The 13,752-nt window shown below is 45.9% G+C and carries 13 protein-coding genes; 8 read left to right on the forward strand and 5 right to left on the reverse strand.

Going from position 1 to position 13,752, the window contains the following annotated elements:
• The first annotated feature begins 13 nt into the window (after positions 1 to 13).
• A complete protein-coding gene (locus tag SPUTW3181_RS12030) occupies positions 14 to 718 on the forward strand; it encodes a CoA transferase subunit A (RefSeq protein ID WP_011789600.1) in 705 nt (234 codons plus the stop codon).
• A gap of 127 nt (positions 719 to 845) precedes the next feature.
• Positions 846 to 1,502 carry a CoA transferase subunit B gene (locus tag SPUTW3181_RS12035; protein ID WP_011789601.1) on the forward strand — a complete coding sequence of 219 codons (657 nt, stop codon included), beginning with the start codon at positions 846 to 848 and terminating at the stop codon, positions 1,500 to 1,502.
• Positions 1,503 to 1,601: 99 nt separating this feature from the next.
• On the opposite strand, the gene SPUTW3181_RS22145 is transcribed toward SPUTW3181_RS12035, so the two are convergent.
• The gene (locus tag SPUTW3181_RS22145; RefSeq protein WP_227498115.1) at positions 1,602 to 1,802 is read right to left on the reverse strand and encodes a hypothetical protein; all 201 of its coding nucleotides are present in this window, start codon (positions 1,800 to 1,802) and stop codon (positions 1,602 to 1,604) included.
• Positions 1,803 to 2,109: 307 nt separating this feature from the next.
• On the opposite strand from SPUTW3181_RS22145, the gene SPUTW3181_RS12045 reads away from it, so the two are divergent.
• From SPUTW3181_RS12045 to SPUTW3181_RS12070, 6 genes are all read left to right on the forward strand, one after another.
• The gene (locus SPUTW3181_RS12045; RefSeq protein WP_011789603.1) at positions 2,110 to 3,132 is read left to right on the forward strand and encodes a hypothetical protein; all 1,023 of its coding nucleotides are present in this window, start codon (positions 2,110 to 2,112) and stop codon (positions 3,130 to 3,132) included.
• Positions 3,133 to 3,268: 136 nt separating this feature from the next.
• Complete coding sequence (locus SPUTW3181_RS12050; protein WP_011789604.1) at positions 3,269 to 3,871, forward strand: DJ-1/PfpI family protein; 603 nt, start codon at positions 3,269 to 3,271, stop codon at positions 3,869 to 3,871.
• A 38-nt stretch (positions 3,872 to 3,909) separates the two neighbouring features.
• Positions 3,910 to 4,227 (forward strand): hypothetical protein, encoded by a 318-nt coding sequence (locus SPUTW3181_RS12055; RefSeq protein WP_011789605.1) that lies wholly within the window; start codon positions 3,910 to 3,912, stop codon positions 4,225 to 4,227.
• A gap of 192 nt (positions 4,228 to 4,419) precedes the next feature.
• Entirely contained in the window at positions 4,420 to 5,178 is a 759-nt protein-coding gene (locus SPUTW3181_RS12060) for a sulfite exporter TauE/SafE family protein (protein WP_011789606.1), read from the forward strand.
• A 98-nt stretch (positions 5,179 to 5,276) separates the two neighbouring features.
• Positions 5,277 to 6,461: a PQQ-dependent sugar dehydrogenase gene (locus SPUTW3181_RS12065; protein ID WP_011789607.1), complete on the forward strand. Its 1,185-nt coding sequence runs from the start codon at positions 5,277 to 5,279 to the stop codon at positions 6,459 to 6,461.
• A gap of 107 nt (positions 6,462 to 6,568) precedes the next feature.
• Positions 6,569 to 7,009: a GNAT family N-acetyltransferase gene (locus tag SPUTW3181_RS12070; RefSeq protein ID WP_011789608.1), complete on the forward strand. Its 441-nt coding sequence runs from the start codon at positions 6,569 to 6,571 to the stop codon at positions 7,007 to 7,009.
• A 133-nt stretch (positions 7,010 to 7,142) separates the two neighbouring features.
• Here the strand turns inward: SPUTW3181_RS12070 and SPUTW3181_RS12075 are convergent, their stop codons facing one another.
• The 4 genes from SPUTW3181_RS12075 to dapA form a co-directional block, all read right to left on the reverse strand.
• On the reverse strand, positions 7,143 to 10,238 hold the full coding sequence (locus tag SPUTW3181_RS12075) for an efflux RND transporter permease subunit (RefSeq protein WP_011789609.1): 3,096 nt from the start codon (positions 10,236 to 10,238) through the stop codon (positions 7,143 to 7,145).
• Positions 10,235 to 11,320: an efflux RND transporter periplasmic adaptor subunit gene (locus tag SPUTW3181_RS12080; RefSeq protein WP_011789610.1), complete on the reverse strand. Its 1,086-nt coding sequence runs from the start codon at positions 11,318 to 11,320 to the stop codon at positions 10,235 to 10,237. Before SPUTW3181_RS12080 ends, SPUTW3181_RS12075 begins: the two co-directional genes overlap by 4 nt.
• Positions 11,321 to 11,675: 355 nt before the next feature.
• Positions 11,676 to 12,773 carry an outer membrane protein assembly factor BamC gene (gene bamC, locus SPUTW3181_RS12085; RefSeq protein WP_011789611.1) on the reverse strand — a complete coding sequence of 366 codons (1,098 nt, stop codon included), beginning with the start codon at positions 12,771 to 12,773 and terminating at the stop codon, positions 11,676 to 11,678.
• A gap of 3 nt (positions 12,774 to 12,776) precedes the next feature.
• Positions 12,777 to 13,661 (reverse strand): 4-hydroxy-tetrahydrodipicolinate synthase, encoded by an 885-nt coding sequence (gene dapA, locus SPUTW3181_RS12090; protein WP_011789612.1) that lies wholly within the window; start codon positions 13,659 to 13,661, stop codon positions 12,777 to 12,779.
• Positions 13,662 to 13,752 lie beyond the last annotated feature (91 nt).

Here is a 13,752-nt window from a genome sequence, read left to right on the forward strand (position 1 = left end):
AAAGGACATCAAAATGGCAGGACTCAATAAAGTCGTCAGCAGCTATGAAGAAGCGTTAACAGGTTTATCCGATGATATGACCATTATGGTTGGCGGTTTTGGCCTGTGCGGTATTCCTGAAGGCTTAATCAATCAAATGGTGAAGATGGGCGTTAAGGGCTTAACCGCCATTTCGAACAATGCCGGCGTCGACGATTTCGGCTTGGGCTTATTGTTAAAACATCGCCAGATTTCAACCATGATCGCCTCTTACGTGGGTGAGAACGCCACCTTCGAGCAGCAAATGCTCTCGGGTGAATTGAATGTGATTTTAACGCCCCAAGGCACGCTGGCGGAAAAAATCCGCGCGGGCGGCGCAGGCATTCCGGCGTTTTTCACCGCCACAGGCTACGGCACCCCCGTGGCTGAAGGCAAAGAAACCCGCGAAATTAAAGGCCGTCACTATGTGTTAGAAGAATCACTGACCGCCAATTTTGCCTTAGTGCGCGCATGGAAGGCCGATACTATGGGTAACTTAGTGTTCCGCAAAACCGCAGCTAACTTTAACCCTATGATGGCGACTGCGGGCAAAATCACTGTGGTGGAAGCCGAGTTTATTGTAGAGCCAGGCGAGCTAGACCCTGATCATATCCACACGCCGGGCATCTATGTTGACCGCGTTATTCAAGGCAAGTTCGAGAAACGTATCGAGCAGCGCACGGTAAAAGCCGCGAAATAAAAGGCGCTAGCAAAACCTTGAAACACAGTTAACGCAATTGGCACTTAGATCTCTAGAGTAAAAACTAAGGGTAAAAACCTAAGAGTAAAGACCAAAGCGTCAAAGCCAAATAGAAAGGATAGATATCATGGCATTATCAAGAGAACAACTGGCTCAGCGCGTCGCCAAAGAATTAAAAGACGGCTACTACGTCAACCTCGGTATTGGTATTCCCACGCTCGTGGCCAACTACATTCCCGAAGGCATGGAAGTCATGCTGCAATCAGAAAACGGCCTACTCGGCATGGGTGAATTCCCAACCGAAGACACCATAGATCCCGATTTAATCAATGCGGGCAAACAAACCGTTACCGCCGTGAAAGGCGCGTCGTTTTTCTCTTCAGCCGAGAGCTTTGCCATGATCCGTGGCGGCCATGTGGATTTAACCGTACTCGGCGCCTTTGAAGTCGATGTGAACGGCTCTATCGCCTCATGGATGATCCCCGGCAAACTCATCAAAGGCATGGGCGGCGCAATGGATTTAGTCGCGGGCGCCGAAAACATTATCGTGACTATGATGCACGCCGATAAATACGGCAATTCTAAGCTGCTACCCGTGTGCGAATTGCCGCTAACAGGTTACGGCTGCATTAAACGCGTCGTCACAGATTTAGCCTTTATCGAAATCAAAGATGGCGCTTTCCATCTGTTAGAACGTGCGCCCGGTGTGAGTGTTGAAGAAATTGTTAGCAAAACCGCTGGCAAATTAATCGTACCAGACCATGTACCAGAGATGGTGTTTTAAGCATTCTTTAACGTGCGCAAGAAACCTATAACGATAAGGCTTGAAACTTACGTTAGTTTAAAGCGTTAGCCTAAAAAGTGTTGAGCGTTAACCGACGTTTTACGATACCAACAAGGCCCAGAAGATGATTCTGGGCTTTTTGTTGATTTTGGGCTTCTTATTGCTTTTGTCATCCCCGCGAAGGCGGGGAACCATAAGTAAATTCACCGCCAGATTGTCCACTACAAACCGTGTTTTCGGTGAACAAGCCTGCTCTACTGAGTGTTTTGCACTATGTACTTTTTGAATGCTGATCGCCATAAACAGCCCTTCTGCTCTGGCGACACGCCGTAAACCCATCCTTGGGGGCTCAACGAAAAAGTCCCTTTTCCCGATGGTCGCCAACGCAAGAGTGCGGTTTACTCCCCATCCCAGCATATTCAATAATGAACAATGTCGCGCATTAAACTGATAACACCATATGTTAGTAAGGTTCTTTGCTGGCGAATGTGTGTTCACCATCGCTACAACGGAGTCGCTTAATGCTTGCTTCAAAAATGCTACAGATAGTCATATTTAGCGCCGTTGCGGTAAACTTGCCGCAGCCTAAATAATAAGGATGCTCAAGATGTTAGCCAAATTTCTCAATAAGCGCAGTCGCAGTCGTAAACATATGCGCGATTATGCCAAAAACGTCTTTGAATATGACCAGTATTTACTGACCGATTATATCGACAGTGGGATGACAGATGGTTTCGAGAGAGTGAAACAATATCGTGAGTTTGATGAGGATTTTCGCCAGTGGGAATTATTTGGAGCTGAGTTTGGTGTACCCGAGTGTCATTGGGGCTATGTAGCCCAACTTACCTATATTGAATCGGGCTTGCTTGAGCCTAAGCCGCTTATGTGCTCGCTTGCTTACGGTTATTTTGCAACCGCCATTGAATACTATAAATATTGCTCATCGATAGAAAAAACTGGCGGGATAGCAAACGCTATGTGGTCTACAATCAGCGTGTTTCGGCTTGTGCTGATGCTGTTAGCTGGGCTTAAAAGCGAGGCGGACGAGCTGTACCACGCTGATGCAACCGCGCGGCGTTCGGGCTGGATTGTTCGCTCCCATGGCTTTATTGGCGATTTTTTGGTGCTGCTGTATGGCCGTTATCTGGGGCATATCGAGCCGCCTTTTACCACGGAAGTGCAAGTGACACTGCGAAAAACTGCTCCTTTCCCCTATGCGTCATTTTTAGATAACTGGGATACACAGGATATCGAATTCATCAGCACTATGCTGCAAACCCTCTGCGATGATCAGGTAGAACAAGCGATCATCGGGGATAAAAAGTGTTTTTTTGAGTTCCACAATGGACATCTATCATACATACCCTTGACGGCGTTAATGCTGCTAAAGCTTCGTGACCTCAGGGGCTTGCCTAATCCGCAGTTCAGTCATCCGGCCTTTGGCGATGTAACGGCTTTGTTTGAACAAGTCTGCACAGCGTTTAGCGACTATGTCGCAGCAGAGAAGATCCTGCGGATTGAAGATGCAGCCGATGAGGTGTTAACCAACACATTAACCAGAATGCAAAGCCAAGATTTTGATGCCCATGCTATTTTCGCCAAGCGGCTGCCATCGTTTAGTGCTGGTTAAGATTTTGATTAACCAAATTTTCATAAAAAATGGATAACCAATAAAATCATGATTCTATTAATATTGAGGACCCAAGGCTTAAGGTTGAGCGTATTCAAGCCTTAAGTCATCCACAATACAAGCCAGAGGAAAGCTTATGTACCAGATTGCGATTGTGATATTTGATGAATTTACCGATATCGATTTCTTCTTAATGCGCGATATTCTCGGCCGTACAAAAACCGATTGGACAGTAAAAGTACTCGGGACAAAGCCTAGCCACATATCAAGTTTGGGGATGCCGGTTGCAACCGATGGTCATGTCGCTGAAGTCGCTGATGCCGACGTGGTATTATTCAGCAGTGGTTACAAAGGCGTACCTGCGGCACTTGCTGATACTGAGTTTATGTCCGCCCTTAAATTAGATCCCACACGACAATTGCTTGGGAGTATCTGCGCGGGGTCATTCTTCTTTGCCAAATTAGGGCTACTCGACAATCTCTCGGCAACGACTCACCCCGATGCAAAACCTGCCCTAGTTGCCATGGGCGTCGATGTAGAAGACTGCGCCCTCGTGATTAATGGCAATATTGCCACTGCGGGCGGCTGCCTTTCCTCACTCTATTTAACGGGTTGGGTTGCGGAGCGTTTATTCGACAGTGCGAAACGCCGCGAAATTCACAGGCAGCTTATTCCTGCTGGGCAAACAGATATTTTTGAAACATTAATCCAATCCTCCATCTCCGCGGCCATTCGTTAAAAGTGATGTAGATACTCTCGATGAATGAAAAGGATCCCATGATAAAACTTAAAAATCTTCTCGAAGCTATAAAAGCCGAGCATCAAATCACCACCCAGAATGAGCTTGTGGCTTTGCTGTCGCAAAATGAATTACTCATTCAGCAAATCCAAACTGCCGATGCGCAGCATTGGGTGCATTTTGCCAAGAATACCTTCGATGGTTGGTATTGCATTCGAACACCTATGCTCAGTACCTTTCATGTTTATTACCAAGAACGTGGACAAAACTGTTGGGGAGAAGATGTTTTTACCGAGCAAAGTGCAGCCATCGCTGCGGTTATTTTTATGTCTGGCATTTGGGATCAAGTCCCCTAGCACTAAGCAAGTAAAAGCCTGCTCACTCATCCTATATCTTCACCTTCACGAATGGCGATATGTAACGAATCATTACGCGACTTTCAATATCGAAATCATCCTGTTAGGGTGAGTGCTTAGATTGACTCATAATAACAGACACATTTTTAGCGCTCTGTTTAACTCTCTCATTGCCCAAAAGGAGCGGTATCTATGGACTGGCTTATGATTGCACTCGCTGGCTTTTTAGGCGGCATGCTCAATGCAGTTGCCGGTGGTGGCAGTTTTATTACCCTATTAGTGTTAGTGTTTGTCGGGGTTCCACCGATTGCGGCGAATGCCACGGGGACAGCCGCGCTGCTGCCCGGTTATATCGCCAGCGCATGGCGTTTTAGAAAGGATATCGAATATCCGGCGAGTCTCAGCCTTAAGGGTCTGATCTTAATTGCTTTAATCGGTGGCAGTATTGGCGCAGGTATTTTGCTGACCACCAGCGAGCAAGTCTTCGCAAAACTGATCCCTTGGCTGATTCTACTGGCCACCGCGGCCTTTATTGTTGGCCCTTGGTTGCTCAAACGAAGAATCGCTGAGCAAGGCGAAAACACCTCTACGCCAATGTTAAGTCCGATAATGGCACTGATGCTACTAGCGGCTGTGTGTATCTATGGCGGTTATTTTAATGGTGGCTTAGGTATTATTCTGCTGGCGAGTTTTGGTCTAATGGGGCAAACAAACCTACATGGGATGAACGGGCTTAAAAATCTGATTTCTGCCCTGCTTACCACGATTGCAGTGGTGATTTATGCGGCAGGAGATGCTATCGATAGCCAGTATCTGTTGCTGCTTGCTGTTATGGCAATTATCGGTGGTTATGTAGGCGCGGCAATGGCTTATCGTATTTCACAGCCCCTGTTACGCGGTTTTATTGTGATCGTCGGTCTAGCGATGGCGCTCGGCTTTTTTATCCGCTAACGATGCCCCCAGTTTAACCGTTTTCGATTCAACTGTTGACAGGTTAATTGCCCTTAAATGACTGACTTGTTACTCTGAACCCTCACTGAGGATGAATAATGTTTTTAGGGAGATTTATGAAACTGAGTACCTTGCCGCTAAGTACCTTAATCCTTGCTTTAGGTTTAGTGATAAACTCACCCATGATTTTTGCCCAATCCGTTGATACAAAAACCATTAGCATCAAAACAGAAACGGGTCATATTCAAATAAAAACCATCGCAGAAGGACTAGAAAATGTCTGGGGTATGGCATTTTTACCCGATGGCAGTATGCTCGTGACTGAACGTGCCGGAAGGATGCGCATTGTCAGTGCTGAAGGCAAAGTCGGTGAACCCTTAACGGGTTTGCCACCAATAGTTGCCAAAGGTCAAGGCGGTTTGCTCGATGTGGTGCTTGCGCCCGATTTTGCCAGCAGCAAAAAAATCTATTTCAGTTATGCTGAACCCGGTGAAGGCAATTTAGCCTCTCTCAACAGTACCGCAGTCAGTTTTGCCACGCTCAATGGTAATAAACTTGAAAACCTTACCCGCGTTTTTAGTCAGCAGCCCAAAATCAACAGCAACCATCATTTTGGTTCTCGTTTAGTGTGGGCGCCTGACGGCACACTGTTTATCACGCTTGGCGATCGATACAGCGAAAAAGAGCGCGCCCAAACATTGGATAATCACCTTGGCAAAGTCGTGCGTATTCATGCCGATGGTTCTGTGCCTAAGGATAATCCCTTCGTCAATACGGCCGGTGCCTTGCCGGAGATCTGGTCCTATGGCCACCGCAATATGCAAGGTGCGGCAATACATCCCGTTAGCAGCACATTGTGGACGGGCGAGCATGGGCCGCAGGGCGGCGATGAGCTCAATATCGACCAAGCGGGTAAAAACTATGGCTGGCCCGTGATTACCTATGGGGAAAATTATGGCGGCGGCAAAATCGGCGAAGGCACCCACAAGACGGGGATGGAGCAACCCGTCTACAAATGGGTACCCTCAATCGCCACGGCGGGCTTTATGTTTTACACAGGTGATAAATTTCCACAGTGGCAAAATAATATTTTACTCGCCAGCCTAAAGGAAAAAACACTGGTGCGCTTAGTGCTTGATGGAGAAAAAATTATCAAAGAAGAACGGCTGCTGAAAACCGAATTAGGACAAAGATTACGCTCAGTCGTACAGGGGCCCGATGGACTGATTTATCTGGCGACCGACGAAGCTAAATCAACAATTTATCAGTTATCGCCGCAATAATATGAATGAATAGAATCAATGGATAGAATAGGTGCGCGATAAAAATCACTACAGACAAAAATCAGAAACATCTCTTTTTTTCTGGCATAAATGACTAAGGAATGGTGATGAGCTCACTTCAGATTAGACAAGCTGAGAGACAAGATCTTAGGGCAATAGAGAATTTACTACTGCAGCTTGGATATAGTTCGACTCAAGAACAGTTACAAATGTACCTAGAAAAAAGTGAAAGAACGGATGAAATCTATATAGCCGAGGAAAAAGGTAATATTATCGGCCTGATAAGCTTACTCTTTTTTGATTATTTCCCTGCCCAGCAACAGATTTGCCGTATCACCGCACTGATTGTAACACAGGCCTGTAGAGGGTTGGGTGTGGGAACGCAACTGATAAACTTTGCCAAAGCAAGGGCGAATGAACAGGGTTGTCACCAGCTTGAGGTCACAACGTCTATGCGACGGGAAAAGACCCAAGCCTATTATGAGGCCATCGGCTTTGAGAAAACCTCTTTTCGTTATATTCACACTATCGCCCATGCCGATAGCTAGCAACCTTAACGTAGAACAAACAGACCACTCCAAGAGTTAAGATAAAGAGTCATTAAAACAAAATAGGCGCTTAAGTTATCTTAAACGCCTATTTTTTAAGGATTAAACTCTTTAAAAACTTAGATTATTACAGTTAATCTTCAGCCAGTTCCTTTTCTAACTGCTGGGCAATGGCCTCTGGTGAACCGCTGTTTCGGGCAAAGAAACCATAGGCCGTTGGGATCACAAAGATAGTGAATAAGGTCGCCAACAAAATGCCCGATAGCACAACAACACCAATCACAAAACGCGTTTCAGCACCTGCACCGACGGCCATCACAAGGGGAATCGCTCCCGCGGCAGTGGTAATACCTGTCATCAAAATTGGCCGTAATCTTTGGCTCGCCGCTTGGATAATGGCGCGGTCAAAGTCGACACCTTTATCCCTTAATTGGTTCGCGAATTCGACAATTAAAATACCATTCTTGGCGGCTAGCCCTACCAGCATAATAATGCCTATCTGGCTGTAAATATTGAGACTTTGCCCCGTAAACCACAAGCCCGCTAGCGCACCAACCGTTGCCAGCGGCACAGTTAACATAATCACTATGGGGTGAATATAGCTTTCAAACTGTGCCGCTAACACTAAGAATACGATGCCTAAAGCGAGCAAAAACACAAAATACATGGAGTTACCCGATTCTTGATAATCGAGGGATTGCCCCTTGTAGCTGATCACCGCTTCCGCCGGCAAGTAAGCACGCGCCATCTGATTAAGATCATCTAATGCAGCACCTAGGCTATAACCATCGGCCAAACTGGCCTCGATTGTGATAGCTCGCATACGGTTATAACGATTGAGCGAACTGGCATCGGCAAACTCTTCCACAGTCACTAAGTTGGAGAGTGGAATAAGTTCTTTACTGCGCTCGGAACGCACATAGATATTTTGCAAATCTGCTGCGGTATTTTGGTTATTGCGTTCACCTTCGACAATCACGTCATATTCTTCACCATCACGCATAAAGGTAGTGACTAAGCGTGAGCCTAACATTGACTCTAACGTACGACCAATATTAGCAATCGACACCCCAAGACTGGCGGCTCTATCACGATCAATCACCACTCTAAGCTGTGGCTTAGTCTCTTTATAGTCATGGTCAAGCCCGAGTAACATGGGATTTTCTGCGGCTTTTTCCATCATAATGTCACGCCAGCGAGCGAGTTCCTCGTAGCTTGGTCCACCAATTACAAATTGCACGGGTTTACCCACTCCACGGCCAAAGGCTTGACGCATCACAGGAAATGCCTGCACACCCGCAAGATCGGCAAGACGTTTATTGATATCGACAATCACTTCTTTAATCGGGCGGCGCTGTCCCCAATCTTCCAATACCACAATGGCCATACCGTTAGAAAAATCGGCAGCGCGACCAAATCCGCGAGGAGCTCTAATGAGTAAGCGTTTGATATCACCAGCATCGACCAGTGGCATTAAACGGTTTTCGACTTCGGTCATATAGGATTCGATATACTCGTAACTCGCGCCCTGTGGACCGTTTACCATTAAGAATAATGAACCTCGATCTTCTTGGGGCGCAAACTCCTGTGGCACCTTTTGCACAAGGAAGAAACTGCTCCCCAATGCACATAGGACAAGCACTGACATCAATAACGGCTTTGCCATCGCTTTTTGTAATGAGGTTTGATAACCACGGGCAATACTTGCCATGATGCCATCGACTTTACGTACCAACCATGAGTCTTGCGTGGCAGGTTTAAGCAATTTAGAACACATCATTGGACTTAGCGTTAAGGCAACAATACTGGAGAAAATCACCGCCGCGCTCATCGCCACAGCAAACTCTTTAAAGAGTTTACCTAAGTCCCCTTCAAGGAAAGTGATCGGCATAAATACCGACACCAGCACTAAAGTTGTGGCAATCACCGCGAAGGCGACTTCTCGCGCACCGAGATAAGCGGCTTTAAGGGGGGAATCGCCCTCTTCAATCCGTCGATGGATGTTCTCTAACATCACAATCGCATCGTCCACTACCATACCGATAGCGAGGATCATTGCTAATAATGTTAATAGGTTAATCGTGTAACCCAGTGCATATAGCACGATAAAAGTACCCAGCAAGGATACAGGTACCGTAATCGCGGGGATCAACATGGCGCGTGCACTACCCAGAAATAAATAAATCACAATAATCACTAAGATCATGGCGATAAACAGGGTTTGGTACACTTCCTTAATCGAGGCTTCAATAAACACTGAACTATCGTAGCTGCGTTTAATAGACATACCCGCGGGGAGTGTTGGGTTAATTTTATCGATCAACGCATTAACGGCGCGGGCAACTTCAAGGGTGTTAGCCGTCGACTGTTTTGAGACACCTAACCCTATCATGGCCTCTTTATTACCGCGGAACATAATACGCTCTTCTTCAGAGCCGATTTCAACCTTAGCGACATCCCCCAGTTTGACGAGATAACCATCATTCCCCTGAGTAAGCACTAAATTGGCAAAGTCTTCAGCGGTGCGATAACTCCGCTCTAAACGTACAGTAAAATGCCGCTCTTTCGATTCAATCGAACCTGCAGGTAACTCGACGTTTTCGGCTCTTAGTGCCGCCTCGACATCCGCCACGGTAAGGCTACGCGAAGCAAGGGCTTGTCTGTCGAGCCAAATCCGCATTGCGTAAACTTTCCCCCCGCCGATACGGATCCTCGCCACGCCATCGACCACGGATAAACGATCAGACAGGTAACGATTGGTGTAATCGGTCAATTCGAGGGTCGTCATATTATCCGAGACTAGATTAAGCCACATGATAACTTCATCACCACCATTGGCTTTTTGCACTTCAGGGGGATCGGCTTCCTCTGGCAAGTTATCGAGTAATCCTGAGATTCTGTCGCGTACATCGTTAGCCGCATCTTCAATATTTCGGCTGATATCAAATTCTAATGTTACCGAAGAGCGACCATCGCTACTCGATGAGCTGACATGACGAATACCTTCTACGCCACTGATCCTGTCTTCAATCAGTTGGGTGATACGGCTCTCAACCACTGCGGCACTGGCGCCACGGTAATTGGTTTCTATGGAAACAATTGGCGGGTCGATATTAGGATATTCCCGCAATGGCAACTTATCGAAAGAGACGAGACCAAAAGCAACCACAAGGAGACTAATGACAGATGCAAAAACCGGTCGTTTAACCGAAAGATCAGTCAGTATCATACGCTTGGCTCCACATCAGCATCTGTGGATAGATAGCTAAACTTTTCAGCTAATTGAGTTGTGACCTTATCGCCTGGGTGCACTTTTAACAGCCCACGTATGACGACTTTCTCACCGGATGTCACACCATCGAGAATTTCAACCCAGCCACGGGTACGAATACCAATAGTCACTTGTTTACGTTCAATCACATTATCGCTATTGACGCTATAAACGAAATGATTACTCTGCAAAGGGATAATGGCAGATTCAGGTAACATCAAGGCATCACGGCTGCGTTTAATTAGTTTGACCTTCATTAACATGCCAGGTAATAAACGCAGATCGGGGTTCGGTATTTCAGCACGAACTATCACAGCCCGTGTCGTTGGATTCACACGGCTATCTATGGAGGTCACAATGCCATTGAAGGTTTCATCAGGAAATGCGATAGCAGTGGCTTCCACCAATTTACCAGGGCGTAACTCTTGAATAAAACGCTCAGGGACAGAAAAATCTAGTTTAATCTTAGAAATATCATCAAGTGTTGTAATTTCAGTTCCGGGTGTCACTAAGCTGCCCACGCTCACTTGACGTAAGCCTAAACGGCCATCAAAAGGAGCCCAAATGCGGCGATCATTAAGTGATACTTGTGCCTGTTCAAGCTCAGCACGGGTAGTATCTATCAGCGTTTGCAGACGATCTCGCTCTAACTCCGCCACAGTACGGCTCGTCACTAGCGAACTAATACGATTTAATTCCCTTTTATTATCAGTCACTTTTACTTGAGCTGCTTTCACTTTGGCAATTTGCTCTGCATTTTGTAGTTGTACGAGCAAATCCCCTCTCTTAACGATATCACCATCATCAAAGTTAAGTGACATCACCATATCGGTCACCTTAGGCGTGATAGTCACAGATTCATATGCTTTGTTAGTGCCAATCGCTTCCACTTCATCGCGTACAGGCGCAATTTCTGCAGTGGCTATCACGACATTTGGCACTAATTTCACCTTAGCTTGTGCTATCTCTTGGGGTTGCATTGCTTGATATCCAAACCATGCTGACGCCAATATGGCGATTATTAGAATAATTTTTTTCATCGGGCTTCCAAATGATGTCTCGCATTAGTGACGGCTAGTTTACCCACTCGTATCATTGCATCAATACGTTTTACTTTTTCTTACAAATTACGCCAACTGCTTAAATAATGTATAAACACCTTATGTTAGTGATAAACATGGCTAACGCATCAGAATGCAGTGCGCTAAATGCATAATGAAGAGACTAACACTGCCATTGAATTACTTTTTGAGATTTTAGACTAAAACCATGCTAAAAATATTGATATTTAGAAGGAACATGCTGAATCGCGTTTTGGTAAGTGTCAACGCTATTTAGGACGGGTAAGGCAACAAAAAAGGGCGAATAATCGCCCTTTTTTGTTTTTATAGAACATTAGCGTAGCTTACGTTCTTCTCTCATCAAATCTGTCAATGATTGGTTGATATTAGACACAACATCATTCGCTAATGGTTGGTCATCACCATCACGTAGGAATAATTTGGTCTCTTCAGGTGTATCACCATCTTCCAGCAGTAAACGATAACTGCCCTCTTTTAGCGATACCTTGTTACTGCTCCAGAGCGAACTCCAGAAACCCGAATTATCCGTAAACTTGATGAAGTACAATCCTTTCGTACTATCCATATCGGCAATTTCAAACCCCATTTCAGGGAGTACGATACGCAAACGATCCCACACTTGCTTATAAGGTGCTTTAGCTGACCAATAGGCGGCTCCCGCCTCTGGTGTCACGAGATCAACATTGATCCCTAATGTTTGCTTTAAGCGATTGGCTTGGATTGCTTGCTCACGTTTAACGCTCATATAAGCGATAGCGCTGTTAAGCATATCAATGGTGTATCTTTGTTTATCTTCACCACTTAATAACACTTCTTGGGCTTTATCGTCGTAAAACTCTTCATGTTCAACTAAGTGAATAACGATACTTGCCGTACGGCCATGTGGACGGGTTTCCACATCGAAACGATAGCGTTGGCGTAACAGATAGACTTTATCCGCCCCCCACAGGCTCGATTCAATCACTTCACGGCTTTCGATCCAGTCGGTTTCGATATTGCTCTTATCAAAATCACGGCTACGAACAGGGATCGCTTGCTTTGCTAAGAAACCATCTAAGTTAGCAAAGATCTCTTGCTTTAGGTCTGCTGAATTGTCGATAGACTCAACCACGATTTTGATATTATCGCTACCCTCTTCAACATGGGTACCTTCAGCCATTGGCAGTACTTGCAATGGTGGACGAATATCAAGGGTTTTACCAATAAGCGCAGTATTCGCTTTAGCGCCTAACGCTGGCACTTCATATTCTTTATTGTAAGGTGGCGTCTTTAATCCCTCTGGGATTTTAAGCATTGGCGCTTGCTCAGCCTGAACATAGTCATCGCCACCGTTTGCTTGACGACGTTCAAGTGGTGAGGAACAGGCCGCAACGGCAGCGACTAAGATCAGTGGGGTGACTTTCTTTAACATTAATTATTTAACCTCTATCTGGGCACGAGTCATTGCATCTATCAACAGACCATGACATTGCTCAGAAAGTTCAGTCAAAGGTAAACGAATATGGCCACATTTAATCAATCCCATACGATGGGCAGCCCATTTAACAGGGATCGGGTTCGCCTCACAGAAAAGCGTACTATATAAGCCTCGCAGTGGCGTATCTAGGCTCAAGGCCAATTCAGCATTACCTGCAAGAGCTGCGTCGCACATAGCTTTAAAGGCTTTGGGGACTATGTTATTGGCCACAGAAATCACGCCATTACCGCCGAGTAGCAAAAACTCTCTGGCTGTTGCGTCATCACCGCTGTAGAGCTTGAAATCATTACCACATAATTCCCGCAGACGTTTTACCCTAGCGATATCACCTGTGGCTTCTTTTACACCAATAATATTGCTCACACCGACGAGTTCTGCGACCGTTTCTGGCTGCATATCAACTGCAGTGCGTCCTGGTACGTTATACAGAATTTGAGGAATATCAGTGCTCGCAGCTACGGCTTTGTAGTGGGCAATCAAGCCCTTTGGCGTTGGTTTGTTGTAGTAAGGTGTTACACCTAACATACCTGCGACACCCACTTTAGATAAAGATTTAGTGAGTTCGATGGCTTCCGCTGTCGCATTGGCGCCATTACCACCAATAACAGGAATGCGGCCTGCAGCAAATTTAACGGTTTGTGCAACCACGGTAACATGCTCAGACATGGGCAGAGTCGCTGACTCGCCGGTCGTGCCAACGGCCACAATGGCATCTGTGCCTTGGTCTATATGGAATTCGACTAATCTTTCAAGACTTGCAAAATCTATTGAGCCATCACTGTTCATAGGCGTGATTAAGGCTACGATGCTTCCGTTTATCATCTGACTTTCCCCAAGATTTCAGGATTCGCTATGGTACTGATGCCAACCATTAATGACAAGCATTAACGGGGATCTCAAATTGATTTAGTTA

This window comes from Shewanella sp. W3-18-1, from assembly GCF_000015185.1.
GTDB classification, from domain to species: domain Bacteria; phylum Pseudomonadota; class Gammaproteobacteria; order Enterobacterales; family Shewanellaceae; genus Shewanella; species Shewanella putrefaciens.